This is a genomic window from Pseudomonas sp. H1_G08, from assembly GCF_054681355.1.
Genome location: NZ_CP162822.1, coordinates 4,414,738 through 4,440,450, shown reverse-complemented (window position 1 = coordinate 4,440,450; position 25,713 = coordinate 4,414,738). Strand labels below are relative to the sequence as shown.

21 protein-coding genes are annotated in these 25,713 nt (G+C 61.5%); 12 read left to right on the top strand and 9 right to left on the bottom strand.

Translation table 11 applies throughout. The features are described 5' to 3' along the window. Window positions 1-177: 177 nt before the first annotated feature. Window positions 178-924, bottom strand: a complete 747-nt coding sequence (locus AB4N85_RS20200) for an NRDE family protein (RefSeq protein ID WP_252868437.1) — start codon at window positions 922-924, stop codon at window positions 178-180. Between the two features lie 130 nt (window positions 925-1,054). Between AB4N85_RS20200 and AB4N85_RS20195 the strand changes: the two genes are divergently transcribed. From AB4N85_RS20195 to AB4N85_RS20185, 3 genes are all read left to right on the top strand, one after another. Continuing rightward, entirely contained in the window at window positions 1,055-1,837 is a 783-nt protein-coding gene (locus AB4N85_RS20195) for a sulfite exporter TauE/SafE family protein (RefSeq protein ID WP_016772682.1), read from the top strand. 79 nt (window positions 1,838-1,916) lie between these two features. Further along, window positions 1,917-2,732 (top strand): prolipoprotein diacylglyceryl transferase, encoded by an 816-nt coding sequence (lgt, locus tag AB4N85_RS20190; RefSeq protein WP_016772683.1) that lies wholly within the window; start codon window positions 1,917-1,919, stop codon window positions 2,730-2,732. Between the two features lie 50 nt (window positions 2,733-2,782). After that, entirely contained in the window at window positions 2,783-3,754 is a 972-nt protein-coding gene (locus AB4N85_RS20185) for a thymidylate synthase (RefSeq protein ID WP_076564469.1), read from the top strand. Between the two features lie 125 nt (window positions 3,755-3,879). Here AB4N85_RS20185 and cadR read toward each other — a convergent pair whose 3' ends face one another. Next, complete coding sequence (gene cadR, locus AB4N85_RS20180) at window positions 3,880-4,329, bottom strand: Cd(II)/Pb(II)-responsive transcriptional regulator (RefSeq protein ID WP_016772685.1); 450 nt, start codon at window positions 4,327-4,329, stop codon at window positions 3,880-3,882. A gap of 84 nt (window positions 4,330-4,413) precedes the next feature. Here cadR and AB4N85_RS20175 point away from each other — a divergent pair, with 84 nt between their 5' ends. The 7 genes from AB4N85_RS20175 to AB4N85_RS20145 all read left to right on the top strand — a co-directional run bounded on the left by AB4N85_RS20175 (window position 4,414) and on the right by AB4N85_RS20145 (window position 13,450). Next, complete coding sequence (locus AB4N85_RS20175) at window positions 4,414-6,669, top strand: heavy metal translocating P-type ATPase (RefSeq protein ID WP_460065629.1); 2,256 nt, start codon at window positions 4,414-4,416, stop codon at window positions 6,667-6,669. Between the two features lie 13 nt (window positions 6,670-6,682). Beyond that, window positions 6,683-7,546 (top strand): LysR family transcriptional regulator, encoded by an 864-nt coding sequence (locus AB4N85_RS20170; RefSeq protein WP_150636962.1) that lies wholly within the window; start codon window positions 6,683-6,685, stop codon window positions 7,544-7,546. A 234-nt stretch (window positions 7,547-7,780) separates the two neighbouring features. Beyond that, complete coding sequence (locus AB4N85_RS20165; RefSeq protein ID WP_252868435.1) at window positions 7,781-8,857, top strand: putative 2-aminoethylphosphonate ABC transporter ATP-binding protein; 1,077 nt, start codon at window positions 7,781-7,783, stop codon at window positions 8,855-8,857. Beyond that, window positions 8,857-10,581 (top strand): putative 2-aminoethylphosphonate ABC transporter permease subunit, encoded by a 1,725-nt coding sequence (locus AB4N85_RS20160; RefSeq protein ID WP_041476848.1) that lies wholly within the window; start codon window positions 8,857-8,859, stop codon window positions 10,579-10,581. The genes AB4N85_RS20165 and AB4N85_RS20160 overlap by 1 nt, the downstream gene beginning before the upstream one ends. Before the next feature lie 37 nt (window positions 10,582-10,618). Next, window positions 10,619-11,644 (top strand): putative 2-aminoethylphosphonate ABC transporter substrate-binding protein, encoded by a 1,026-nt coding sequence (locus tag AB4N85_RS20155; RefSeq protein WP_122698613.1) that lies wholly within the window; start codon window positions 10,619-10,621, stop codon window positions 11,642-11,644. Between the two features lie 118 nt (window positions 11,645-11,762). Next, on the top strand, window positions 11,763-12,896 hold the full coding sequence (locus AB4N85_RS20150) for a TIGR03364 family FAD-dependent oxidoreductase (protein ID WP_252868434.1): 1,134 nt from the start codon (window positions 11,763-11,765) through the stop codon (window positions 12,894-12,896). Further along, entirely contained in the window at window positions 12,893-13,450 is a 558-nt protein-coding gene (locus AB4N85_RS20145; RefSeq protein WP_095181315.1) for a phosphonate degradation HD-domain oxygenase, read from the top strand. Before AB4N85_RS20150 ends, AB4N85_RS20145 begins: the two co-directional genes overlap by 4 nt. A gap of 162 nt (window positions 13,451-13,612) precedes the next feature. Here AB4N85_RS20145 and AB4N85_RS20140 read toward each other — a convergent pair whose 3' ends face one another. Both AB4N85_RS20140 and AB4N85_RS20135 read right to left on the bottom strand, forming a co-directional pair. Then, window positions 13,613-14,998 (bottom strand): GTPase/DUF3482 domain-containing protein, encoded by a 1,386-nt coding sequence (locus AB4N85_RS20140; protein WP_095181316.1) that lies wholly within the window; start codon window positions 14,996-14,998, stop codon window positions 13,613-13,615. Continuing rightward, on the bottom strand, window positions 14,991-16,364 hold the full coding sequence (locus AB4N85_RS20135) for a DUF2868 domain-containing protein (protein WP_252868433.1): 1,374 nt from the start codon (window positions 16,362-16,364) through the stop codon (window positions 14,991-14,993). The genes AB4N85_RS20140 and AB4N85_RS20135 overlap by 8 nt, the downstream gene beginning before the upstream one ends. Window positions 16,365-16,449: 85 nt before the next feature. On the opposite strand from AB4N85_RS20135, the gene AB4N85_RS20130 reads away from it, so the two are divergent. After that, a complete protein-coding gene (locus AB4N85_RS20130) occupies window positions 16,450-16,962 on the top strand; it encodes a dihydrofolate reductase (RefSeq protein WP_252868432.1) in 513 nt (170 codons plus the stop codon). A gap of 93 nt (window positions 16,963-17,055) precedes the next feature. Here AB4N85_RS20130 and AB4N85_RS20125 read toward each other — a convergent pair whose 3' ends face one another. Then, window positions 17,056-18,447: an L-cystine transporter gene (locus AB4N85_RS20125; protein ID WP_150636952.1), complete on the bottom strand. Its 1,392-nt coding sequence runs from the start codon at window positions 18,445-18,447 to the stop codon at window positions 17,056-17,058. 239 nt (window positions 18,448-18,686) lie between these two features. Here AB4N85_RS20125 and AB4N85_RS20120 point away from each other — a divergent pair, with 239 nt between their 5' ends. Beyond that, a complete protein-coding gene (locus AB4N85_RS20120; protein WP_252868431.1) occupies window positions 18,687-19,742 on the top strand; it encodes an HAD family hydrolase in 1,056 nt (351 codons plus the stop codon). Between the two features lie 200 nt (window positions 19,743-19,942). Here the strand turns inward: AB4N85_RS20120 and ilvD are convergent, their stop codons facing one another. The 4 genes from ilvD to AB4N85_RS20100 form a co-directional block, all read right to left on the bottom strand. Next, on the bottom strand, window positions 19,943-21,784 hold the full coding sequence (ilvD, locus tag AB4N85_RS20115; RefSeq protein WP_024014684.1) for a dihydroxy-acid dehydratase: 1,842 nt from the start codon (window positions 21,782-21,784) through the stop codon (window positions 19,943-19,945). A 256-nt stretch (window positions 21,785-22,040) separates the two neighbouring features. Continuing rightward, window positions 22,041-23,273 carry an MFS transporter gene (locus AB4N85_RS20110; RefSeq protein WP_252868430.1) on the bottom strand — a complete coding sequence of 411 codons (1,233 nt, stop codon included), beginning with the start codon at window positions 23,271-23,273 and terminating at the stop codon, window positions 22,041-22,043. Further along, the gene (locus AB4N85_RS20105; RefSeq protein WP_095181321.1) at window positions 23,266-24,243 is read right to left on the bottom strand and encodes a diiron oxygenase; all 978 of its coding nucleotides are present in this window, start codon (window positions 24,241-24,243) and stop codon (window positions 23,266-23,268) included. The genes AB4N85_RS20110 and AB4N85_RS20105 overlap by 8 nt, the downstream gene beginning before the upstream one ends. Then, on the bottom strand, window positions 24,240-25,313 hold the full coding sequence (locus AB4N85_RS20100; protein WP_056786314.1) for a SagB family peptide dehydrogenase: 1,074 nt from the start codon (window positions 25,311-25,313) through the stop codon (window positions 24,240-24,242). The genes AB4N85_RS20105 and AB4N85_RS20100 overlap by 4 nt, the downstream gene beginning before the upstream one ends. Between the last annotated feature and the right edge of the window lie 400 nt (window positions 25,314-25,713).

Here is a 25,713-nt window from a genome sequence, read left to right as displayed (position 1 = left end):
AACGTCGGACCGCCCAGAGGGAGAGGGGACTGATTGGGGGATGCTGCAGAACTCCGTCGACCTGTAAGTGCTTTGCTGAATCCATAATCGACTCGATCTCTCAGGTCGATGTATACCGCAAGGCACTTCGGTCGGCCCCCTCTCCCTCCGGGAGAGGGCTGGGGTGAGGGGCTGCTGTTAGACACAAACCTCAACTTCCCCGAGATGCCCGCCATACGGCCCAAAACTGCGCTCCACCATCCGCCGCGTTCCGTCCGCCTGCACAACCAACGCTGTACTCGCCCGCGTTCCGTAACTTTGGCTGGCAATAAACACGCTCGACAGCAACGACTCCGTTGCCATGCCCACCCCGGTATCCGGCAACTCGGCCTCGGGGGCGGTCTGCGCATCGCTCAGCAAGGCCAGCAAGCGCTCAGGCTGCGGATCATCCAGCACCGCGCTCAACGCAGCCCTGGCCTTGAGCAGTTTCGGCCACGGCGTATCCAGCCCCGCGTTGGATAAACCATAAACCCCCGGCTGCAACATCACCGGCTCTGACGCCCGCGCATTGAAATGCCACAACTCATGGGCATTGCCCAGCAGCAGATTGAACCCGGCATATTCGGCGGCACGAGCCACCACATCGCTCAAATAATCATCAATCGACAGATCGCCCCCAAGAAACCGCGCCACCAGCTCGCCCCGGGATTTGGTCGCGGGCGGCTGTTGCGGATCGCGAATATTGGTCAGTGCGGCGAAGCGCCCGTTGGCGCCGATCCCCAGCCAGGTGCCGCCGGCCTCAAGATCGCGCCCGGCATGCACCTGTGACGCCTCGGGCCACGGCGCCAATGGCAGGCTGGGGCGGGCGTAGAACTCGTCGCGGTTGGCCGCGACGATCAGCGGCTGGGCATGGCCCGGGCGCCAGGCGAAAACAATCAGGCACATAAGGTGGTCCTTGTGTGTTTTTTGCCCACTCTACGCATCCGGCGTCCGTGCATCCATCGCCAGTGGAGCAGAAGGCTGCGCATCCGTTAACATGCCGCTCCTGTTTTGCCGACGCGTGCTGGAGACGGTCATGGAATTTCTGCTCTACCTGGCGCTCGGCGCCTGTGCGGGCGTGCTCGCCGGGCTGTTTGGCGTTGGCGGCGGGATCATCATCGTCCCGGTGCTGGTGTTCAGCTTCACTTTGCAGGGCTTCGATCAGTCGATTCTTACGCACCTGGCGGTGGGCACATCGCTGGCGACGATCATATTCACCTCGGTCAACGCCGTGCGTGAACATCACCGTCGCGGCGCGGTGCGCTGGGCGATTTTTCGCTGGATGACCGTGGGTATCCTGCTCGGTGCCGGTTTCGGAGCGCTGACTGCTGAAGCGATCTCCGGGCCGAACCTGCAAAAGATCATCGGTGTTTTCGCTCTGGTGATCGCCGTGCAACTGGCGCTGGATGTCAAACCCAAGGCCAGCCGAACGGTACCGGGCAAACTCGGTCTGACTGCCGCCGGTACGGTGATTGGCTGGGCGTCGGCGATTTTCGGTATTGGCGGCGGCTCGCTGACCGTGCCGTTTCTGACCTGGCGCAGCGTGCCGATGCAGCAGGCCGTGGCGACCTCATCGGCCTGTGGTCTGCCGATCGCTCTGGCCAGTGCAGCAAGTTTCATGATTCTGGGGTGGCACGATCCGTTGTTGCCGGCCCATAGTCTCGGTTTTGTTTATCTGCCGGCATTGTTGGGCATCGCCCTGACCAGCATGGTCTTCGCTCGGCTCGGCGCGCGTCTGGCGCACAGGTTGTCGCCGCGCTTGCTGAAAAGGCTGTTCGCCGCTTTGCTGTTCTGCGTGGGTTTGAGCTTTCTGCTCTGACCGCGTGGCAATCCTGGCTTAATCCTGAGGTGGCAGCGTCACCCGGGAATTTTGCTTTCAACTCTAACAAGGAGTCGCAATGCTGCCTTACCCGCAGATCGACCCGGTGGCCCTGGCCATCGGTCCGCTGAAAATCCACTGGTACGGTCTGATGTACCTGATCGGCATCGGCGGCGCGTGGCTGTTGGCGTCGCGCCGGCTCAACCGCTTCGACCCGACCTGGACCAAGGAGAAACTCTCCGATCTGGTGTTCTGGCTATCGATGGGCGTGATCGTTGGCGGCCGTCTGGGTTACGTGCTGTTCTATGACCTGAGCGCGTACCTGGCCAACCCGACGCTGATTTTCGAAGTGTGGAAGGGCGGCATGTCGTTCCACGGCGGATTCATCGGCGTGATGCTCGCGGCCTTGTGGTTCGGCAAGCGCAATGGCAAGTCGTTCTTCCAGCTGATGGACTTCGTCGCGCCGATGGTGCCGATCGGCTTGGGCGCCGGGCGCATCGGCAACTTCATCAACGCCGAGTTGTGGGGCAAGGCCACCGACGTGCCGTGGGCAATGGTGTTCCCGCCGTTCAGCGATCCGGCGCAGTTGCCGCGCCACCCGTCGCAGCTGTATCAGTTCGCCCTCGAAGGCGTGGCGCTGTTCCTGATCCTGTGGATCTTCTCGCGCAAACCGCGCCCGACCATGGCGGTCTCCGGCATGTTCGCGCTGTTCTACGGCATCTTCCGTTTCATCGTCGAGTTCGTCCGCGTCCCGGATGCTCAGCTCGGCTACTTGGCGTGGAACTGGCTGACCATGGGTCAGGTGCTCTGCGTGCCGATGATTGTCGGCGGGCTGTTGCTGATCTGGCTGGCCTATCGTCGCGCCCCGGCAGCGCCGCTCGCGCCGACGGCTTAAACTACGAACCCCGGCGCGCGACGCCGGGGCTCCAAGGACACAGGTACCTCATGAAGCAATATCTCGAACTGGTCTCGCACGTCATTCAGAACGGCACCAAACAGGCCAACCGCACCGGTATCAACACCATCAGTTTCCCGGGAGCGATGCTGCGTTTCGATCTGCAGGAAGGCTTCCCGGCGATCACCACGCGCAAAATGGCCTTCAAATCGGCCATCGGCGAGATGTGCGGCTTTCTGCGTGGCGTGAACAACGCCGCTGAATTCCGCGCGCTGGGCTGCAAGGTCTGGGACCAGAACGCCAACGAAAACGCGCAGTGGCTGGCCAACCCGTTCCGTCAGGGCGACGACGACCTCGGTGAAATCTACGGCGTGCAATGGCGCAAGTGGCCGGCGTACAAGCAGATCCCGCTGAGCAACACCGCTGCCATCGAACAGACCCTGAGCAACGGCTACAAGCAGATCGCTCAGGGCGAAGAAGACGGCCAGGCCTACGTCGTGCTGTACAAGGCGATCGACCAGGTACGCCAGTGCGTCGACACGATCATCAAGGATCCGGGCAGCCGCCGCATTCTGTTCCACGGCTGGAACGTCGCCCAGCTCGATGAAATGGCCCTGCCGCCATGCCACCTGCTGTACCAGTTCCACCCGAATGTCGAGACCAAAGAGATTTCTCTGACCCTCTACATCCGTTCCAACGATCTGGGCCTGGGCACGCCGTTCAACCTTACCGAAGGCGCCGCACTGCTGAGCCTGATCGGTCGCCTGACCGGTTACACGCCGCGCTGGTTCACCTATTTCATCGGCGATGCGCACGTCTACGAAAACCACCTGGACATGCTCAACGAACAGCTCAAGCGCGAGCCGTTTGCCATGCCGAAACTGAAAATCTCCGACCGCGTGCCGGAGTTTGCCAAGACTGGTGTATATCAGCCGGAGTGGCTGGAGCTGGTGGAACCGAGCGATTTCTCGCTGGAAGGCTACGAGCACCACCCACCAATGACCGCGCCGATGGCGGTCTAAACCACACCGCAATATCCCTGTGGGAGCGAGCCTGCTCGCGAAGAGGGCGTGTCAGTCACAGATGTGTCGACTGATACACCGCTCTCGCGAGCAGGCTCGCTCCCACATTTGTTTTTGCGGTGTGCTTAGTGGCCGTGGCTACGGCCGACGTGGGAATGCTCAACTTCGGTCGCGACAACCCCGCCACTCACCTCCAGCCGCTGCAAGATCCCGCATTGATCCGCCTCCGGCCCTTCGCCACAGCGTTGGCGCAGGTCGAGCAGTTGTGTCTGCAACGCCAATAACCCATCAATCCGCGCCTTCACGTGCTGAATATGTTCGTCGATCAGCGCATTGACGCTCTCGCACTGATCCTGCGGGCTGTCGCGCAGGGCGAGCAGGCTGCGGATTTCTTCGAGGGTCATGTCGAGGGTGCGGCAGTTGCGGATGAAGGTCAGGCGCTCGGCGTGGGCCTGGGTGTAGACGCGGTAGTTGCCGTCGCTGCGCGCCGGTTCCGGCAGGAGGTTTTCGCGCTCGTAGTAGCGGATGGTTTCAACCGCACAGTCGGTGAGTTTCGCCAGTTCGCCGATCTTCATGACCGCCATCTCCAAAAGGGTGCTTGACCCTATAGTGGCTACAGGGTCTTTACTTGGCAACAGGCACCTTCATGGACGCGACCAATGAGCGATTCCCTGCACACCCACAAGCCCGGCGACGGTCACGATCACAGTCATAAATTGCAGCCCGTGCATAAACATGCGCATGGCGGCGATTCCTGCTGCTCGTCAAAAGCCGCCGCACCTGCGCGGGTGCAACTGAGCGAAAAGACCAGCGCCGACGCGCGCCTGAGCAGCTTCCGCATCGAGGCGATGGACTGCCCGACCGAGCAGACGCTGATCCAGAACAAACTGGGTAAACTGGCCGGCGTGCAGCAGCTGGAATTCAACCTGATCAACCGCGTACTTGGCGTGACCCACAATCTGCCGGGCACCGAGCCGATCACCGAAGCGATCAAGTCCCTCGGCATGCACGCCGAGCCGCTCGAGGCGGGTGTCGACGCGCCAGTACCGGCAGCGGTGAAAAAACACTGGTGGCCATTGGCGCTGTCCGGCTTGACCGCGCTGGGCGCCGAAGTCATTCATTTCACCAGCGCCGCGCCGGACTGGGTGGTGGCAGTCGTTGCGCTGGTGTCGATCCTCAGCGGCGGCCTCGGCACTTATAAAAAGGGCTGGATCGCCCTGAAGAACCGCAATCTCAACATCAATGCGCTGATGAGCATCGCCGTGACGGGCGCGATCCTCATCGGCCAGTGGCCGGAAGCGGCGATGGTGATGTTCCTGTTCACCGTCGCCGAGCTGATTGAGGCGCGCTCGCTGGATCGTGCACGCAATGCGATCAGCGGCTTGATGCAGATGACCCCGGAGCAGGCCACGGTATTGCAGGCTGACGGCAACTGGCGCGAACAAGAGGTGAAAAGCGTCGATCTCGGCGCCCGCGTGCGGGTGAAACCCGGCGAGCGCATCGCGCTGGACGGCGCGGTGGTCAACGGCAGCTCGACCATCGACCAGGCGCCGATCACCGGCGAAAGCCTGCCGGTGGAAAAAACCGTCGGTGACAAAGTCTTCGCTGGCACCATCAATCAGGCCGGTTCGCTGGAATATACGGTGACCGCTGCGGCGAACAATTCGACCCTGGCGCGGATCATTCACGCCGTCGAACAGGCCCAGGGCGCGCGGGCGCCGACTCAGCGCTTCGTTGATCAATTCTCGAAAATCTACACCCCGGCGGTCTTCGTCTTCGCCTTGGCCGTGGCGATCATCCCGCCGTTGTTCATGGGCGCGGCGTGGTTCGACTGGATCTACCGCGCGCTGGTGCTGCTGGTGGTGGCTTGTCCGTGCGCACTGGTGATTTCCACCCCGGTGACCATCGTCAGTGGCCTCGCGGCGGCGGCGCGCAAGGGCATTCTGGTCAAGGGCGGCGTGTATCTGGAGGGCGGCTTCAAGCTCGATTATCTGGCGCTGGACAAGACCGGCACGATCACCCACGGCAAACCGGTACAGACCGATTACCTGTCACTCGACCCGACGGCCGATGCCAGCGCACCGGCAATCGCCGCCGCGCTGGCCGGGCGCTCCGATCACCCGGTGTCGTTGGCCATCGCCAACGCCGCTGTGGATAAAAACCTCGCCGCGCTGACTGTGGATAACTTCGCCGCGCTGGGCGGGCGGGGCGTCAAAGGCGACATCAACGGCCAGACTTATCACTTGGGCAACCATCGTCTGGTCGAAGAGCTTGGCCTGTGCTCACCGCAGCTGGAAGAGAAGCTGTTCGCCCTGGAAAAGCAGGGCAAATCCGTGGTGTTGCTGCTCGACAAATCAGGCCCGCTGGCGCTGTTCGCCGTGGCCGACACGGTCAAGGAAACCAGCCGCGAAGCGATTCGTCAGTTGCATGAACTCGGCGTGAAAACCCTGATGCTGACCGGCGACAACGTCCACACCGCGCAAGCGATTGCCGCCCAGGTCGGCATCGACGAGGCGCGCGGCGATTTGCTGCCGACCGACAAGCTGCAAGCGATTGAAGATTTGTACAAGCTGGGCCACCGGGTCGGTATGGTCGGCGATGGCATCAACGACGCCCCGGCACTGGCCCGCGCCGAGATCGGTTTCGCCATGGCCGCCGCCGGCACCGACACCGCGATCGAAACCGCCGATGTCGCACTGATGGACGACGATCTGCGCAAGATCCCCGCATTCATCAGCCTGTCGCGCAACACCGCCAGCATCCTGAAACAGAACATCGCACTGGCGCTGGTGATCAAGGCGATCTTTCTTGCGGTAACCTTTGCCGGGCTCGCCACCATGTGGATGGCGGTGTTTGCCGATATGGGTGTGAGCCTGCTGGTGGTGTTCAACGGTTTGCGCCTGCTGCGCAAATAGATGAGGAAAGACTGTGCTGAGTGCCGAGCTGAAAGCGTTTTACATGGTCGCCCGCTTGGGCAGCATTACGCTGGCGGCGAAAAAACTCGGCCTCAGCCAACCGACCGTGACCACGCAGATCCGCAATCTGGAAAGTCAGTATTCGGTGGAACTGTTCTACCGGGGCGGGCGCCGTTTAAGCGTCAGTGACGAAGGCGCGCGCTTGCTGCCGATGGTCAAGACCCTGTTGCAGCAAGAGGCCGACATCGAGTTTTTCCTGCGCAACAGCGGCCAGGTGCAGGGCACGCTGCGCATTGCCGCGACGGCGCCCTATTACATCCTCGATCTGGTGAAGACCTTCCGCGAGCGTTTGCCGCAGGTGGAAGTGTCGGTGGAGATCGGCAATTCGCAGCAAGTGCTGGAAGCGCTGGAGGATTACCGCGTGGATGTCGCGGCGTCGTCACAGCTGCTCGACGATGCGCGGTTGATTCGCCGGGTACTCGGCACCGATCCGCTGGTGCTGGCGGTGCATCGCAATCATCCGTTGGCCTCGTTGGAGCATGTGAGGCTGAACGCGCTGGCCGGGCATACGTTGTTGATGCGCGAGCCGGGTTCGACCACGCGGCGGTTGACCGAAGAGTTGCTGGCCAGCGCCGGAGTGAGCTTCGGACCGCTGTTGGAAATCGGCAGCCGCGAGTCGATCCGCGAAGCGGTGCTGCGCAATATCGGCATCAGCATCATTGCCCGGCAGGAAGTGCCGCATGATCCGCAATTGCGCGTGCTGACCATCGAGAATGCGCCGCAGATTCCGGAGTATCTGTATTGCCTCAAAGAGCGCAAGGGTGCGCGTCTGCCGGCGGCGTTCCTCGGCTTGGCACAAGAGATGTCTCCGGCATGAGACCTTCAATGTCTGAGAAGGCCTCTTCGCGAGCAGGCTCGCTCCCACATTGGATTTGGGTTGTGAACACGATCCCCTGTGGGAGCGAGCCTGCTCGCGAAGGCGTCAGCCCAGGCAAAACACAATCTGAACCAAAATCCCCGAATACCACTATCAGCCGTTTTTGCCTCGCTGCCACATGACGGACGCATTACAACTCTAGGATTGGCCTCATCCGTTTGCTGAGGTCCGTCCATGAATCCTGCCATCGCAACTGCCCTGACCAACCCCGGCGCGCCGATGAAAGTGCGCGGCGTGCACAAGCGTTTCGGTGCGTTCACTGCGCTGGATAACGTCTCCCTTGATGTCGCCGCCGGCGAACTGGTGTGTCTGCTCGGCCCGTCGGGCTGTGGCAAGACCACGTTGTTGCGCTGCATCGCCGGGCTGGAGCAGCAGGACAGTGGCGAGCTGTACCTGGGCGATCGCGATGTCTCGCACCTCGCCCCGCAAGCACGGGATTACGGGATTCTGTTCCAGTCCTACGCGCTGTTCCCGAATCTGACGGTCGAGGCGAACATTGCCTACGGCCTCGCCGGCAGCGGTCGCGATGAAGTGCGCCGGCGTGTCGGCCAGATGCTGGAACTGGTCGGCCTCACTGGCAGTGAGAAAAAATACCCCGGCCAACTGTCCGGCGGTCAGCAACAGCGGGTCGCGCTGGCTCGCGCATTGGCGCCGGCACCGTCGCTGCTGTTGCTGGATGAACCGATGTCGGCTCTCGACGCGCGGGTGCGCGAGCATCTGTGCACTGAGCTGCGTCAGCTGCAACGCAACCTCGGCATCACCACGCTGATGGTCACGCACAATCAGGACGAAGCGATGCTGATGGCCGATCGCATCGCGGTCATGAATAACGGCCGCGTCGAGCAGTACGCCACGCCGCAGGAAATCTACAACCGTCCAGCCACGCCGTTCGTGGCCGAGTTTGTCGGCCAGGGCAACTGGCTGCCGTTCCAGCGCAGCAGCGATAGTCACGCCCAGGTCGGCGGGATGAATCTGCGCCTGGCCGAGGGCAGCGTACACGGCGCTTCGGGTCGACTGTTCTGCCGCCCGGAGGCGATCAACGTCAATCCGCTGGTGCACGAAGAAAACCTGTTCCCGGCCAGGGTTCGCGAAATCACTTTCCTCGGCAATCGCTGCCGGATGAGCTTCGAACTTGATCAATTGCCGGGCCACGCACTGCTCGCCGAAATCGCGCCAGAAGCCATGCCGCGCCTCGGCGCCCAGCAGATCATGGTCGCCTTGCCGCCGCGCAGTTTGCAGGTGTTCGCCTGATGAACAGCAACCTCGCGCTGCCGCTACCGCACAAGCAGGTGCGACAGTCTTCGAAAGCCGAGATCGGCGATCGCCTGTTCGTGGTCGGCGGCAAAGTCGTTCTGCTGGTGTTGCTCGGCCTCGCGGTGCTGCTGCCGTTGTTGGCGATCTTCTGGCGCGGCTTCAGCAATGACGCCGGGCAGGGCGGTGGCTGGCTCGCGGCGAAAGAGTTGGTGACCAGTGCCAATTTCCATTGGTTGCTCGGCAACAGCCTGAAAGTGTCCCTCAGCGTTGCGGCCATTGTCGTACCGCTGGCCTACCTGTTTGCCTACGCGCTGCAACGCACGCTGATTCCGGGCAAAGGCATCTGGCGCGGGATCTCCCTGCTGCCGCTGATGGCGCCGTCGATGCTGCCGGGGATTGCGCTGGTCTATCTGTTCGGCAATCAGGGCATGCTGCGTGGGTTGCTCTCGGACAATATCTACGGGTTCTGGGGCATTGTGCTGGGCGAGGTGATCTACACCTTTCCCCATGCGCTGATGATTTTGCTCTCGGCATTGTCGCTGGCCGATGCGCGGCTTTTCGATGCCGCATCGAGCATGGGCGCCAGCCCTGCGAAGGCGTTTCGCAGCATCACCTGGCCGGCGACCCGTCAGGCGGTGTTCGCCGCGTTCTGTCTGGTGTTCACCCTGACCATCACCGATTTCGGCGTGCCGGTGGTGGTCGGTGGCGACTATCAAGTGTTGGCGCTGGAAGCCTACAAAGCCGTGGTCGGCCAGCAGCAATTCGGTCGCGGCGCGTTGATCGGCATGGTGCTGTTGCTGCCGGCGCTGTTCAGTTTCGGTGTCGATGCCTGGTTGCGTCGCCGCCATGGCGACTCCATGAGCGGACGCGCGCAGGTGTTCAAACCGCTGCCGTGCAAGCTGCGCGACGGCTGCTATCTGGCCATTGTTTTGCTGATCAGCGCGGCGTTGATTCTGGTGTTCGGCATGGCGGTGTTTTCGTCGCTGGTGAAGTTCTGGCCGTACAACCTGTCGCTGTCGCTCAACCACTATCAGTTCAACGATACCGCCGGCGGTGGCTGGCTCGCCTACGGCAACAGTCTGAAGATGGCGCTGGGCACGGCGCTGATTGGCAGTGTGCTGATTTTTACCGGCGCCTATCTGATGGAGAAAACCCGCACTCAGCGCGGGCTGAACCTGGCTTTGCGTATGCTCAGCTTCGTGCCGATGGCGGTGCCGGGGCTGGTGCTGGGCCTGGGTTACGTCTTCTTCTTCAACCTCAGCGGCAATCCGCTGCACGTGCTCTACGGGACGATGACGCTGCTGATCGTCTGCACCATTGCGCACTACCTGACCACCGCACAAATGACCGCGACCACCGCGCTGCGCCAGCTCGATGCTGAGTTCGAGGCTGCGGCGCTGTCGCTGAAGGCGCCGCTGTACCGGCATTACCTGCGCGTGACTGTGCCGATCTGCCTGCCGGCGCTGCTGGACATCGTGCGCTACCTGTTCGTCTCGGCGATGACCACGGTTTCCGCCGCGATCTTCCTCTACAGCCCCGACACCATCCTCGCGGCGGTGGCGGTGCTGAACATGGACGATGCCGGCAACGTTGGCGGCGCGGCGGCGATGTCGACCCTGATTCTGTTCACTTCGGCCGGCGTGTCCTTGCTGCTGGCGTGGGCTTCGCGCGGTTTGCTGCGCCGTTCCCAGGCCTGGCGGCAAACCGCGCCCGGTCACTGATTGCAACTCCGTTCAACTCATCTACAGGAAAACGCTCATGTTCAAGCCTATGGCCCTGGCCGCTGCTGTGCTCGCGACTTTCAGCCTGAATGCCTTTGCGGCAAAAACCGAGTTGACGGTGTACACCGCACTCGAAGCCGAACAGTTGAAGTCCTACAAGGACGCTTTCGAAAAGGCCAACCCGGACGTCGAGATCAAGTGGGTGCGCGATTCCACCGGGATCATCACCGCCAAACTACTCGCCGAAAAGGCTCGTCCGCAGGCTGACGCGGTGTGGGGCCTGGCTGCGTCGAGCCTGGCGATTCTCGATCAGCAAGGCATGCTGCAAAGCTATGCACCGAAGGATCTGGCCAAGATCGGCGCGAATTACCGCGACGCCGCCAACCCGCCAGCCTGGGTCGGCATGGATGTGTGGGCCGCGACCATTTGCTTCAACACCGTCGAAGCCGAGAAGCAGGGGCTGAGCAAACCGGTCAGTTGGCAGGACCTGACCAAGCCTGAGTACAAGGGCAAGATCGTCATGCCCAATCCGGCGTCGTCCGGCACCGGTTTCCTCGACGTCAGCGCCTGGCTGCAAACCTTCGGCGAGAAACAGGGCTGGGCCTACATGGACGGCTTGCACCAGAACATCGGCCAGTACGTTCACTCCGGTTCCAAGCCGTGCAAACTGGCGGCGGCGGGGGAGTTTCCGATCGGGATTTCCTTTGAATATCCAGCCGTACAGTTGAAACGCCAGGGCGCGCCACTGGACATCATTCTGCCGAAGGAAGGTCTGGGCTGGGAGATCGAAGCGACAGCGGTGATCAAAGGCACGCCGCACGAAGAAGCGGCGAAGAAGCTCGCTGACTTCTCCGCCAGCGCCGAGGCGATGGATCTGTACAAGGAAAACTTCGCTGTTCTTGCGCAGCCGGGGATTGCCAAGCCGCAAACCGAATTGCCAGCCGACTATGAGCAGCGCCTGATCAAGAACGACTTTGCCTGGGCCTCAAAGAATCGCGACGAGATCCTGGCTGAATGGCGCAAGCGGTATGACGGCAAGTCCGAGAAAGTTGTCGCCAAGTAAGATCTTTATCGACTGACAAGGCCTCTTCGCGAGCAGGCTCGCTCCCACAGTTGCAATGCTGTCCCCTGTGGGAGCGAGCCTGCTCGCGAAAGCGGTTTCTCATTCAGAGCACCTCTTCATGACACAACCCAAAGACCTGCTCATCATCGGCGCTGGCATCCTCGGTCTGTCCCACGCCTATGCTGCTGCCAAACGCGGCCTGAAAGTTGCGGTATTCGAACGCACCGCCACGCCCCTCGGCGCTTCGGTGCGCAACTTCGGCCAGGCGCTGGTGACCGGTCAGCCGCCCGGCATCATGCTCGAACTGGCCAAGGCCAGCCGCGAGGTCTGGGGCGACTGGGCGCAACTTGCCGGCCTGCAGATCAAGCGCAACGGCTCATACCTGTTCGCCCGCAGCGCGGCCGAAGAATACTTGCTCGAAGCCTTCTGCGCCGACCGCGCGGTCGAGCATGGCTACAACGTCGAGCTGCTGCGCGGCGCGGCGTTGCGTGATCTCTATGGCGGCCAGTTCAGCCATCACCGCGCCGCGCTGCACGGTATCGATGATCAGCAGTTGTACTCGCGCGAAGCGATTCCGGCGCTGATCGATTATTTGCGCCGAGATCTGGGCGTCGAGTTTCACTTTTCCACGCTGGTGCGCGACGTCGAGCCGGGGCGTCTGCACAGCACCGCCGGCAGTTTTACCGGCAAGCAGATCATCGTCTGCTCCGGCCACGATTATCAGACCCTGCTGGCCGAGCCGATTGCCGCGCTCAATCCGCAGATCTGTCGTTTGCAAATGCTCCGCGCCAGACCGCAGGCCGGTCTCAATCTGCAACACGCCGTGCTCACCGGCCTGAGCTGCGTGCACTACGGCGCTTTCGCCGATCTGCCGGAAGCCGCAGCGGTGCAGGCGCAGATCCTCCGTGAACAACCGCACCTGCACGCTAACGGCATTCACTTGCTGATCAGTCCGACGCCGTATGGCGAGTTGATCATCGGCGATTCGCATCATTACGGCAGCGATGCTTCACCGTTCAACGCCGAACAGGTCGACAACTGGATGCTCGAACTCGCCGAGCAGACGCTGGGCTGCCAGGTGCAAGTGGTCGAACGCTGGCAGGGCGTCTATGGTTCTCGGGGGCCAGGGCCGTTTTCATTCCTGCGTCCGGCACCGGGCCTGAGCGTGGCGCTGATGCACACCGGCGTCGGCATGAGCGTCGGCCCGGCGCTGGCCGAACGCAACATCGCGCAGTTACTGGAGGAGGCATGAATCACGAACAGGTGATTGCCCGGGTGTTCGGCCTGTATGAACGCTTCGGCGCCAGCGATTACATCGGCGAACCGGTGTCGCAGCTCGAGCACATGTCCCAGGCCGCAGAACTGGCCATGGCTGAAGGCTGTGACGATGAAGTGGTGCTGGCGGCGTTCTTTCATGACATCGGCCATTTGTGTGCCGAGGGCGCGGAAAACATGGGCGGTTATGGCGTGGTCAGCCATGAACGGCTCGGTGCCGACTATCTGCGTGAGGCAGGTTTCAGCGAACGGCTGGCGCGACTGGTGGAATATCACGTCCAGGCCAAACGCTATCTGACCTTACGCGAGCCGGGCTATTACGCGCGGTTGAGTGAGGCGAGTCGGCGCACCCTGGAATATCAGGGCGGGGTAATGAGCGAGGCTGAGGCGGATACGTTTGCGGCTGATCCGTTATGTGCGCTGAGTTTGCGCATGCGGTGTTGGGATGAGTTGGCGAAGGAGGTTGCAGTGCCGCTGGTGGATCTGAGTGTGTTAAAGCGCAAGGCTGAGAAATTGTTGTCGGCTGAGTGATTGCAGCCCTCACCCCAGCCCTCTCCCGGAGGGAGAGGGAGCTGATCTCCATGCTTTTCAAACCTGAGTTCGACTGGATATCTCAGGTCGGTGTATGACCCAAGAGCAACACAGTCGGCCCCCTCTCCCTCCGGGAGAGGGCTGGGGTGAGGGGGTAGCGATCTAAAGCTCAAGCACCCGATCAACCAACGCCTCAACCTGCTCCTGCCTTTCCGCCTGATTCAACTTCGCCTGCGGATTGAGCGACGACCACTGCGGATGCGCGCGCGCCTTGTTCAGCGCTTCCGGCAACTTGCCTTCGCGCCAGGTCTTGTCCAGAGGCGTGGCCACCTGAATGCTGTCCATCGCCGCATGCCCGCGCTGATCCAGGGCCAGCAGCAACTGGCGCTGGCGCAACGCCAACAGGCGCAGCACGGCGTCATCCACTGTCAATTCCCGCTGGCCTTTGATCTTGCCGAGCAGGCGACTGCCATAACTGCGCGCGGTTTGCAGTGCGCCACCGGCAATCGCGCCGGCCAGTGCCGCCGCGCCAAGGGTAATCCCGCCGACCAGCAAATCCACCCCAGCCCCGGCCGCTGCACCGGCAGCAATGCCGCCGCCGACGCGCACGCCGAGTTGCTTTAGGGTTTCCGGGTTGAACAGATCATCGCCCCAGCGCCCGTCGAGCAACGGCAAGTCACTGGCCGCCGCGTCCTGCGGGCGAAACGCGTAGAGCTTGAGCAGCGCCTCAACGCACTTCTGCTCACGCTGACGTACGGCTTTGCGCAGTTCGCTGATCGCCTGCTGTTCCTGCTCGGCTTCGCTGACCACACTGCGTCGGCACGCAGCGCAGTCGATCAGCAATTCGGCAATCAAGCGCGCGGCGCTTTGCTGACGGGCGAGGCGCTGCGCCTGCTGGTCGGCGATCAACCGCTCCAGTTGCGGCCGGGCGTTTTCCAATAGCAGGGCGAGGCTCTCGTACAAGCGCCGCTCGCCATCCTCGGGCGGCGCGACGCTGTCGAAACGTACCAACGCATGCAGCCCCAACCGCGCCAGCGCTTCACGCCAATCGGGTTCGCGATGGTTGGCGCTGCTGACGAAATTCAGCACCGGCAGCAGCGGTTTGCCACAACTGGCGAGCACTTCCAGTTCGTCGCGGTACTTGGCCAGCACCGGTTCGCGGGCGTCGATCACATACAGACCAGCGTCGGAGGCCAGCAGTTGTCGCAGTACCTTGGCTTCCTGTTCGAAACGCTGGCGCGCCTCGCTGCCGTCGAGAAACCGCGCCAATCGTGCCGGGCCGTCGAGGCGTTCGCCGGGGCGTTCCAGACGCTCGAGAAAATCCAGCAGGGCGATCGCATCTTCCAGCCCCGGCGTGTCGTACAGATCGAGCAACGGCTCGCCATCCACCGACAACCGCGCGCCTTCGACATGCCGGGTGGTGCTCGGCCGGTGCGAGACTTCGCCGAAGCCGACGTCACGGGTCAGCGTGCGCAGCAGCGAGGTCTTGCCGACGTTGGTGTGGCCAACCACTGCCAGTTTCAGCGGGGCCTTGCGTGCATCAGTCATGTCCGCTCTCCAGCCAGTTCATCGGCGCGCAATCGGCGAATGGCAGTTCCAGCTGTTGCAGCGCCGCGTGCCAGTCACCCAGACGTTGCCCGTCCAGCGCTTCGCCAGGCGGCGCTTGCAGCAGCCAGATGCGAGTGGCGCCGGCGTTGCGCGCGAGTTCGGCGATCAGCGCGAGGCTGCCGCGATCCGGCGAACGTCGCGGATCACAGGCGATGGCCAGCCGCGCCGGCGGGAAGCGACTGAGTTGTTCGAGCAGCTTGTGCCGCGATTCGCGGCTGTCGAGGATGCCCGCGTTGCTGACGTTTTTCGGCAGCACGGGTGGCCACGGACGCTGTTCGTCCAACTCAATCGCCACCAGCAGCGCGCCTTCACTGGCCAGTTCGCCGACGTTGCTTTCGACGCGATGCAGTTGCGCCGGCTCCGGGTCGTTGACACCAAGGCGCTCGCTGGTCGGCATCAGCCTTTCGCGCAGTTGCGCGTAGCCGGGCAGGTTCAGATCCAGGCGCAGCGCAGCTTTGCCGCGGTTCCAGCGCCACAGGCAGAACAGCGCGAGCAGCAGGCGCGGCAGCACGCCGTAGACCACCAGCACGCCGACCAGCCAGGTCGCCCAGGCTTGTCGTGCGCTTTCAATATCCAGTGCGCCGTCGCCGCTGGCGCGGATCATTTCCTCGGTCGGCACATTGAAGCCGAGCAGCGCCGGCAGATAGCCAAGGGCCTGGGTGACATGGATAAAGGTGTCGGCGCCGAGGATCGTGGTTTCCCAGACAAAGCCATAGCGCCGCGTGGCCATCAGCGTCAGCAGCAGAATCAACGCGCTGAGCATCGCCAGCAGCCACAGGCCATTGACCAACGCGCCGAGCGCCCAGCGGTTGAGTTTCTTGCGTTGCAGCAGCAACAGCAGGGCCGGCGCCAGTTGCGCGGCTTTGGTGTCGCGAGCGAATTTTTCGCTGAGCCACAGCCACAAGCGCCCGAGGGTGGCGCCGTGTTCGCCAGCGAAAATCAAGCCCAGCGCCCAGCTCAGCAGCAAAATCATATTGATCCCGAGCAGACTGCCCAGCGCCCAGAACACATTCACCGGCGTCTGCCCAAGTGCGGCGAATGCCAGGCCGGCGCCGCTGAGCACGGCGACAATCATCAACAGCACCAGCGCCAGGCGCGCGCCTTGCAGCCAGTGCTTGAGGGCGGCGGTCAGCCCGTCACGCTCGGCCAGCCATAGCGCCCGGCGCGCAATGCGGCTCGGCAGATCGCCACCAGCGGCGCGGGCCAGACGATTGGCTTCCAGGTCATCCAGCGGCCCCGCGTGTTCTTCGCGCAGGCGGATGGTTTCGGTGAGCCAGAGGTTTTGCAGTGGAGTCAGTTCAGTCACGCGGCGTCCCGTCGCTAAATCGAGCGCTGAGCATAACCGCTGTGGCGCTTATCGGGGTAAGCGCGGCTCTGGTATCCTCGCCGGCATGACTAAATCACTGCCCCTCAGCCTGATCGCAGCCCTCGGTGAAAACCGCGTGATCGGCGTCGACAACAGCATGCCCTGGCACCTGCCGGGGGACTTCAAATACTTCAAGGCGACCACGCTCGGCAAGCCGATCATCATGGGTCGCAAGACCTGGGATTCGCTCAGTCGGCCATTGCCGGGGCGCTTGAACATCGTGGTCAGCCGCCAGACCGATCTGCAGCTCGAAGGCGCCGAGGTCTATCCGTCGCTGGAAGCCGCCGTGGCGCGCGCCGAGGAATGGGCGAAAGCCCAGGGCGTTGATGAACTGATGCTGATTGGCGGCGCGCAGTTGTATGCGCAGGGACTGGCGCAGGCCGATCGGCTGTACCTGACCCGCGTGGCGCTGAGCCCGGAAGGGGATGCGTGGTTTCCGGAGTTTGATCTGAGCGAATGGAAGCTGGTGTCGGATGTACCGAATCCGGCAGAGGGCGATAAACCTGCATATAGCTTTGAGGTTTGGGAGAAAGCCTAACAGCTTCGCGAGCAGGCTCGCTCCCACAGGGGAACGCATTTCAGTGTGGGAGCGAGCCTGCTCGCGAAGAGGCCCGCTCAGTCGCTGAGAAGCTTAAGCCTGGGCCAACTCTGCGTGTTCATCGGCATCCAGCAGCGCTTTATCAGTCTGCTGCATGACCTGACTGGTAATCGCCCCAGCGGTAATCGAGCCACTCACGTTCAACGCGGTGCGACCCATATCGATCAGCGGCTCGACCGAAATCAGCAACGCCACCAGTGACACCGGCAGGCCCATCGCTGGCAGCACGATCAGTGCGGCGAACGTCGCGCCTCCACCCACTCCGGCGACACCGGCCGAACTCAACGTGACAATCGCTACCAGCGTCGCGATCCACAGCGGATCCAGCGGGTTGATGCCGACCGTTGGTGCCACCATCACCGCCAACATCGCCGGGTACAGGCCGGCACACCCGTTCTGGCCGATGGTCGCACCGAACGAGGCAGCGAAACTGGCGACTGACGACGGAATGCCCAGACGACGGGTCTGCGCTTCGATGCTCAGCGGAATGGTTGCCGCGCTGGAGCGGCTGGTGAAGGCGAAGGTCAGCACCGGCCAGATCTTGCGGAAGAAGCGCAGCGGGTTGATCCCGGCGGCCGACACCAGCACGCCGTGCACGACGAACATCAGGCCCAGGCCGATATACGAGACCACGACGAAACTGCCCAGCTTGATGATGTCCTGCAGGTTGGAACCGGCGACCACTTTGGTCATCAGCGCCAGCACACCGTACGGGGTCAGCTTCATCACCAGACGCACCAGACGCATCACCCAGGCTTGCAGGGTGTCGATGGCGTTGATCACTTTCTGACCTTTCTCGACGTCGTCCTTGAGCAGTTGCAGCGCGGCAACCCCGAGGAACGCGGCGAAGATCACCACACTGATGATCGAGGTCGGCTTGGCCCGGGCCAGGTCGGCGAACGGGTTCTGCGGAATGAACGACAGCAGCAATTGCGGCACATTCAGGTCGGCGACCTTGCCGGCGTAGTCGTTCTGAATGGTTTGCAGGCGCGCCATTTCCTGAGTGCCGGCGATCAGACCTTCAGCGCTGAGGCCGAACAGGTTGGTCAGGCCGATGCCGATCAGCGCTGCGATGGCGGTGGTAAACAGCAGCGTGCCGATGGTCAGGAAACTGATCTTGCCCAGCGACGAGGCGTTGTGCAGGCGGGCGACGGCGCTGAGGATCGAAGCGAACACCAGCGGGATCACGATCATTTGCAGCAACTGCACGTAACCGTTGCCGACCAGATCGAACCAGCCGATCGAGGCTTTCAGCACCGGGTTGCCAGCACCGTAAATCGTGTGCAGCGCGACGCCGAACGCCACGCCGAGGACCAGTGCGAGCAGGACTTTTTTCGCCAGGCTCCAGGTGGTGTGGCGGGTCTGCGCCAGACCGAAGAGCAGGGCGAGGAACACCAGCAAGTTGAGAATCAGCGGTAGATTCATGAGAACTCCAGTAAAGACTGTGCCAACAGCCATCCGGGGCTGCTGCGAACCGGCAAGCCTAACAGCTTGATTTGCAATGATTTAATACCAAAATGGCTGGGCATCCGTCGTTTTTGGAATAAGCGCGTGTCGCTGTCGGCAATGCATCTGGCGCGCAGGGGACGCAGGCGGTCGCTGACAGGCGAGGGTTGTCACACTGATTTGTTAGCGTCGAACTCTTTGCATCGGGGAGTAGCGCTATGAGAATTGCACGCACGTTGTTGGCTGTAGCACTGGCGGCTGGCCTCGCCGGCCATGTATTCGCCACGGACCTCAAGCATTGGCCGGCGGATCAGGCCAAGGCGCTGGACGCGATGATTGCCGCCAACGCCAACAAGGGTAATTACGCGGTGTTCGACATGGACAACACCAGTTACCGCTACGACCTCGAAGAATCCTTGCTGCCGTTCATGGAAAACAAAGGCCTTATTACCCGCGACAAGCTCGACCCCTCGCTGAAACTGATGCCCTTCAAGGACACCGCCGAGCACAAGGAAAGCCTGTTCAGTTATTACTACCGGCTCTGCGAAGTCGACGACATGGTCTGCTACCCGTGGGTGGCGCAGGTGTTCTCTGGCTTCACCCTCAAGGAACTCAAGGGCTACGTTGACGAGCTGATGGCTTCGGGCAAACCGGTGCCGGCGACGTATTACGAAGGCGATGTGGTGAAGAAGCTCGATGTCAATCCGCCGAAGATCTTCACTGGCCAGCAGGAGCTGTACAACAAGCTGATGGAGAACGGCATCGAGGTCTACGTGATGACCGCCGCCTCCGAGGAACTGGTGCGTATGGTCGCGGCGGATCCCAAGTACGGTTACAACGTCAAACCGCAGAACGTCATTGGCGTTTCACTGCTGCTCAAGGATCAGAAGACCGGCGAGCTGACCACTGCGCGCAAACAGATCACTGCTGGCAAATATGACGAGAAGGCCAACCTCGGCCTGGAGCTGACGCCGTACCTGTGGACCCCGGCAACGTGGATGGCCGGCAAGCACGCAGCGATCCTGACCTATATCGATGAATGGAAAAAACCGGTACTGGTCGGCGGCGATACCCCGACGAGCGACGGTTACATGCTGTTCCACGATGTCGATGTGGCCAAGGGCGGCATTCACTTGTGGATCAACCGCAAGGACAAGTACATGACGCAAATCAACGGCATGATGGCCAGGCACGCGGCGGCGCAGGCCAAGGAAGGCTTGCCGGTGACGGCGGACAAGAACTGGGTGATCGTCAAACCGGAAGACATCCAGTAAGCCACGATCGCATGTAGGAGCTGCCGAAGGTTACGATCTTTTGATCTTGTTTTGGATCGTTCCCACGCTCTGCGTGGGAATGCAGCCCGTGACGCTCCGCGTCACTGGACGCGGAGCGTCCCTTGAGACATTCCCACGCAGAGCGTGGGAACGATCAGCCCCGCACATGGCGGGGCATTTTTGCATCGACGATTTGACGGTTACAGCCCGTCGAGCATCGCTTTGTTACGCACCGCGCCCTTGTCGGCACTGGTCGCCAGCAGGGCATAGGCCTTGAGCGCGGTGGTCACTTTGCGTGGACGCACCTCGACCGGTTTCCAGCCTTTCTTGTCCTGCTCGGCACGGCGTGCCGCCAGTTCTTCGTCGCTGACCAACAGGTTGATCGAGCGGTTCGGAATGTCGATCAGCACCTTGTCGCCATCCTGCACCAGACCAATCGCGCCGCCGGCCGCAGCTTCTGGCGAAGCGTGACCAATCGACAGGCCGGAAGTACCGCCGGAGAAACGCCCGTCGGTGAGCAGCGCACAGGCTTTGCCCAGACCTTTGGATTTCAGGTAGGACGTCGGGTAGAGCATTTCCTGCATGCCCGGGCCGCCTTTCGGGCCTTCGTAGCGAATGATGACGATGTCGCCTTCCTTCACTTCGTCAGCGAGGATGCCGCGCACGGCGCTGTCCTGACTTTCGAAAATTTTCGCGTTGCCTTCGAAGACGTGGATCGACTCATCGACTCCGGCGGTTTTCACCACGCAACCGTCCTGCGCGATGTTGCCGTACAGCACGGCGAGGCCGCCTTCTTTCGAATAGGCGTGCTCGAAGCTGCGGATGCAGCCGTTTTCACGGTCGTCGTCGAGGGTTTCCCAGCGGGTCGACTGGCTGAACGCGGTCTGGGTCGGAATGCCCGCAGGACCTGCCTTGAAGAAGTGATGCACGGCTTCGTCGCTGGTCTGGGTAATGTCCCACTTGGCGATGGCTTCTTCCATGCTGCGGCTGTGTACGGTCGGCAGGTCGGTGTGCAGCAGGCCGCCACGGGCCAGCGAACCGAGGATGCTGAAAATGCCGCCGGCGCGGTGCACGTCTTCCATGTGGTACTTCTGGATGTTCGGTGCGACTTTGCACAGCTGCGGCACGCTGCGCGAGAGACGGTCGATGTCGCGCAGGTCAAAATCGATCTCGGCTTCCTGGGCAGCTGCGAGCAAGTGCAGGATGGTGTTGGTCGAACCGCCCATGGCGATGTCGAGCATCATCGCGTTCTCGAACGCCTTGAAGTTGGCGATGTTGCGCGGCAGCACGGAGTCATCGTTCTCGCCGTAGTAACGCTTGCACAGCTCGACGATGGTGCGACCGGCCTGCAGGAACAGCTGTTCGCGGTCGCTGTGAGTGGCCAGAGTGGAACCGTTGCCCGGCAAGGCCAGACCCAGTGCTTCGGTCAGACAGTTCATCGAGTTGGCGGTGAACATGCCGGAGCACGAACCACAGGTCGGGCAGGCGCTACGCTCGTACTCGGCGACTTTCTCGTCAGAAGCGCTGGAGTCGGCGGCGATCACCATGGCGTCGACGAGGTCGAGGCCGTGGGAGGCGAGTTTGGTCTTGCCCGCTTCCATCGGACCGCCGGAAACGAAGATCACCGGAATGTTCAGGCGCAGCGCGGCCATCAGCATGCCCGGGGTGATCTTGTCGCAGTTGGAAATGCACACGATAGCGTCGGCGCAGTGGGCATTGACCATGTACTCGACGGAGTCGGCGATGATCTCGCGACTCGGCAGCGAATACAGCATGCCGTCGTGGCCCATGGCGATGCCGTCATCGACGGCGATGGTGTTGAATTCCTTGGCCACGCCACCGGCGCGTTCGATCTCGCGGGCGACCAGTTGACCCAGGTCCTTCAGGTGCACATGCCCCGGGACGAACTGGGTGAACGAGTTGGCGATGGCAATGATCGGCTTCTTGAAGTCGTCATCTTTCATGCCGGTGGCGCGCCACAGTGCGCGGGCGCCGGCCATGTTGCGGCCGTGGGTGGATGTTTTCGAGCGGTAATCTGGCATGGAGCACTCCGGGCGGCTAATCACGTACTAAAGGGGAGTGAGCTTCTGTTGACCTCTGAAACACCCGAAAAATGGCCGTGTGTCCGGAAGCTGCCGATGACGTTGCGGGATCGCCGCTGGTCTCAGCCTGAGCTCATAAACCCGCCGGGGATGAATGGCGATGAATGAGGCGATTCTACACCGCTGGCGTCGCGAGGGAATGGCGCAAAGCATCGTTGACTTGCTGATGCGGTGCGCGGGATGACGACTGGCAGGGTCAATGGTCGCCTCCGGGCATCAACCTGTTGCTGCGCAGGTTGCTGACGCGGCGGCCAATCACGCTGTTGAGCAACAGGGATATGCCGCTCAACAGGACGAAACCGTAGCCCAGCGTCGCTTGCAGGTTGGCCGGGCCGAGGCTGATCAAGGCGCTGACCAGCCCGCCACAGATAAAGATGATGGTGCTGCCGGCAGACGCCGATGCGCCGGCATTTTCGGCAAACAGGCTCATGGCGCGGGAGGTAGCCGGTGGCCGGGAAATGGTCGTGCCCACCGTGCAGATGAGCATTGGAATCAGCACAGTCGCAGCTGACAAATCATGGTTGGCGGCCAGATAGAGCATTACCAGTCCCGAGAGCAGGATCAGACTCAGCCCGGTAAAAATCTGCTGTTGCGCATTGATATGCCGGTTCAGCACGCTGGCGAGCACGCCGCCAAAGACATAGGCGGCGCCGTAAATCAGCAGGATCAAGGCGAAATCGTAAGGTGCCATCTGCAGCTGCTCCATGAAGATCAGCGGGGAAATGACTATGAAGGAAAAGTGGCAAGCGAAAGCGAATGCGGAAATCAGCCAGCAGCCGACAAATTCGAAATTGCCCAGGACGCGCTGATAGGACTGGATGAAGCCAAGGCGGGTGGGATCATGAGGAGGACGGCTGTTATCGAGCAATCGCCAGGTCTTGATCAGAACTGCTGCGGCCAGGGCGATGAAGACCCAGAAGCTGCCGCGCCAGCCGAGCGTGGCTTGCAGAAACGTGCCCGCCAATGGTGATACCGAAATGAAGATGCCCGTTGCGGTGACCATCAGGATCCGCAGGCGATCACGCTCGTTGCCTTCGAACAGATCCTGCACCAGTGCCTGGGACAGCACGAAGCAACCGCATCCCAGCGCCTGCATCACCCGGAAAATCAGGAACAGCGTGTAGTCATTGCTCAGCACGCAGCCCAGTGCGCCGAGCAGCGACACGCTCATGCCGGCAAGCAGCAGACCTTTGCGCCCGATCACATCTGACAGCGGGCCGATCAATAACTGGGCAAATGCGATGCCCACGGCAAACAGACTGATCGACAGCGCGATGTCGTTAGACGATCGGCCAAAGTGAGCTGCCAATGCCGGAAAGGAAGGCAGCAGCACATCCAGCGGAAACACGCCAAGCAGGATCATCGCCAACAACAGGCTGACGGCACCGCGTTGTTGCCGGCGGGTAGCTACACGGCTGTGTTTATCCATCGATCAATCCTGCTTTGGCGAAAAGTGTCTGGTTGTGGGGCAATGCAAAGAAGCCCGCCTTGTGCAAGGCCTCCACCGTAGGTTTGCAGCCAACGCGTGCACGAGCGCGGTTGGCCTGCACCGTTGCCGTGCCGCCGACAATCTCCATCACGTCGATCTCGGCAATACCGGCCGAACGCAGGCTTTGTTGCAGCCAGCCTTCATCTGCTTCGAAGAAGATGGAAATGATCTCCACGAGGGTCTTGCTGGCGAACAGGCGTTGACGACTGTTCATCGCAATCCAGAAGTAATGGAAGGCTTCGGCGAAATAGCGGCTGTGCCGGGCTTCGTCGGCAAGGTGATCACGCAACATGTCACTCACACTGGATACCAGCGTGTCGCGGCAGACCTCCAGCAACTCGCGGGCAATGATGGTTTCCGAGACAAATCCCAGCAGGAACCAGGCCAATGCACGGTTTTTCTCCGGCGTGCGCGCGATCAAAGCGTTCATGCGGCTGATCCGCTTCGGAATGACCGGTCGCCGGGTGATGCCGTAGAGCGCAGCGATCTGCTCGGCAATCTGGTTGGAAAACAGCGCGTGGTAGCCCTCGTCGGTATACAGCTGCAGTGCCGCATGTTTCATCGGTAGCGGTATATAAATGGGCAGTTCGCGGTGCACGATGACTTCCACCGCGCGGTTGACGATGCGGTGTTCGAGCAGGGTGGTGTAGTCGAGGAAATACACCAGATGATTGGCGGTAAGGCGGTGCAGGGTTTCGCGACCTTTGGCCTGGATGGCCGGATGCGCCAGATAGGGCACAAAGGCCGGGGGTAACCAGTAGCGGGTTTGCAATTGCTGCTCGACATCGCCCGGTAATCGATAGTCGTGGACACTGCTGCGTACCGATGCACGGTTCTCCCAGCCTGGAAGCGTGAATTTGAGCGACCATGACACCGGGGCTTCGCTTTCGTCCATAGCCGTGGGAATCATGACTGTGCTCCGCTGAGCAGATCACGCATTTCCTGGCACATGGCCTGGCCATCGCTTTGTCCGCAGCCGACGAAGAACAACGGTTGCTCGGCGCTGTCCGCGATGCCGAGCAGGGTTTCAATCTGTGCGTCGGCAAATGCGCCGGTCAACCAGGTGTTCAACCCCAGCGTCGTCGCTACCAGTTGAAAGGTTTGCGAGAGATGACCGGCTTCGATGAAGGCCATGCGATAGGCACGCGAGTGCTCGTACTTCCACCAGAGACGATCAAACCTTGCAGTGATGAACACGCCCAGTGGCAGGTTGTTGATGAAATGCTGGCCGCCGAGCAATTGACCCAGCTCCGGATCCGGCAGCGCATTGATCCGACTCAGGGCGTGTTCGGCAGGGTGATAGGCGTAGATGCCGGGTTCCAGTCCGCTGACATTTTGCGCCAGGACAAATCCCTCACAGGCGTTCAGTCCGCCGCCGGACGGGCAGCTTCGGCGTGCCTCGAGACCCGGTGCGACCGGATCGTCGTGGGCATTGTCGCGTGGGGGAAGATAGCCGAGGGTCAAATACAGCAGCGTGCCAACCTCATCCAGTGTCACCGCTGCACCGGTGTAGGAACGACAGGTTTTGCGCCTCATCAGGGCCTGAGTCAGGCTGTCATCATCAATGGCGCCCGGTACGGGCAGGGTAATCAGGGGCTGCACTGATCGCCGCGCCCGGGTGTCTGCAGGTTCTGGCTTCGCCAGCACTTCGCTGCAGTGCGCCAGATATTGCCTGGACCACTCGTGGATATTCCGAGGCGTATGTGCGCTAGGTATGTTTTGTGTGCCGATGTGATAGATCTTCGACAATTCATCCCAGCCCCAATTCGGGCTGTCTATTTTGGAAGTTGTCAGAATTCCTGCGTCCAGAAGTTGTGTGTCTATTATGTTGTTCGGATCAAATAATTCAGGGTTGTGTATAAGTCTGGCGAGGCGATGGGAGTAATCAAGATCAAGTTCGTGTTGAGTGTGGTTCTTGTAGTTCCAGACAACTTGTCCAGGCGGGCGCGGCAATATAAAAAGAAAAGGATTGATATACATGGGCTCAGGTCACTCGGGAAAAAGTCTGATGGACGCCAGAGTGCCGGCACTCTCCGGCGTCCAGGCTTACTTAGCGGCCGGTGGCTGCAACCAGAAAGGCCAGGTTGGCGAGTTTGTCTGTTTCGAGATAAATGGTTTTCATGATGTGAACTCCTTGTTCGTTGGTAGTTGAGTCGCTTCGTTGCGACAACTTCATATTAGTTTGTAATCGAATATTGGCAAGCGGATATTAAGTAGGAATATTCCAGTAATTTTGTCGGAGTGATCTTTTGCAGGAGGCTTACTGTGTAGGTTTAATTTCCATGATTGACAGGCATGACGAAACTTCCTGCAAGGCAGCGAGAAAGAAGTTGTAGGAAGAGGGCAGTACACTCATGTCGAGTGTGAAAAAACGGGGGGA

What these genes read in the sequence shown, in the direction of transcription:
- ilvD (WP_024014684.1), bottom strand. Translation starts at nt 21,784, where the DNA reads ATGCCAGATTACCGCTCGAAAACATCCACCCACGGCCGCAACATGGCC.
- AB4N85_RS20195 (WP_016772682.1), top strand. Translation starts at nt 1,055, where the DNA reads ATGGAATTTCTGCTCTACCTGGCGCTCGGCGCCTGTGCGGGCGTGCTC.
- AB4N85_RS20130 (WP_252868432.1), top strand. Translation starts at nt 16,450, where the DNA reads ATGACTAAATCACTGCCCCTCAGCCTGATCGCAGCCCTCGGTGAAAAC.
- AB4N85_RS20160 (WP_041476848.1), top strand. Translation starts at nt 8,857, where the DNA reads ATGAACAGCAACCTCGCGCTGCCGCTACCGCACAAGCAGGTGCGACAG.
- AB4N85_RS20145 (WP_095181315.1), top strand. Translation starts at nt 12,893, where the DNA reads ATGAATCACGAACAGGTGATTGCCCGGGTGTTCGGCCTGTATGAACGC.
- AB4N85_RS20105 (WP_095181321.1), bottom strand. Translation starts at nt 24,243, where the DNA reads ATGATTCCCACGGCTATGGACGAAAGCGAAGCCCCGGTGTCATGGTCG.
- AB4N85_RS20100 (WP_056786314.1), bottom strand. Translation starts at nt 25,313, where the DNA reads ATGTATATCAATCCTTTTCTTTTTATATTGCCGCGCCCGCCTGGACAA.
- AB4N85_RS20185 (WP_076564469.1), top strand. Translation starts at nt 2,783, where the DNA reads ATGAAGCAATATCTCGAACTGGTCTCGCACGTCATTCAGAACGGCACC.
- AB4N85_RS20110 (WP_252868430.1), bottom strand. Translation starts at nt 23,273, where the DNA reads ATGGATAAACACAGCCGTGTAGCTACCCGCCGGCAACAACGCGGTGCC.
- AB4N85_RS20140 (WP_095181316.1), bottom strand. Translation starts at nt 14,998, where the DNA reads ATGACTGATGCACGCAAGGCCCCGCTGAAACTGGCAGTGGTTGGCCAC.
- lgt (WP_016772683.1), top strand. Translation starts at nt 1,917, where the DNA reads ATGCTGCCTTACCCGCAGATCGACCCGGTGGCCCTGGCCATCGGTCCG.
- AB4N85_RS20120 (WP_252868431.1), top strand. Translation starts at nt 18,687, where the DNA reads ATGAGAATTGCACGCACGTTGTTGGCTGTAGCACTGGCGGCTGGCCTC.
- AB4N85_RS20165 (WP_252868435.1), top strand. Translation starts at nt 7,781, where the DNA reads ATGAATCCTGCCATCGCAACTGCCCTGACCAACCCCGGCGCGCCGATG.
- AB4N85_RS20200 (WP_252868437.1), bottom strand. Translation starts at nt 924, where the DNA reads ATGTGCCTGATTGTTTTCGCCTGGCGCCCGGGCCATGCCCAGCCGCTG.
- cadR (WP_016772685.1), bottom strand. Translation starts at nt 4,329, where the DNA reads ATGAAGATCGGCGAACTGGCGAAACTCACCGACTGTGCGGTTGAAACC.
- AB4N85_RS20155 (WP_122698613.1), top strand. Translation starts at nt 10,619, where the DNA reads ATGTTCAAGCCTATGGCCCTGGCCGCTGCTGTGCTCGCGACTTTCAGC.
- AB4N85_RS20150 (WP_252868434.1), top strand. Translation starts at nt 11,763, where the DNA reads ATGACACAACCCAAAGACCTGCTCATCATCGGCGCTGGCATCCTCGGT.
- AB4N85_RS20125 (WP_150636952.1), bottom strand. Translation starts at nt 18,447, where the DNA reads ATGAATCTACCGCTGATTCTCAACTTGCTGGTGTTCCTCGCCCTGCTC.
- AB4N85_RS20175 (WP_460065629.1), top strand. Translation starts at nt 4,414, where the DNA reads ATGAGCGATTCCCTGCACACCCACAAGCCCGGCGACGGTCACGATCAC.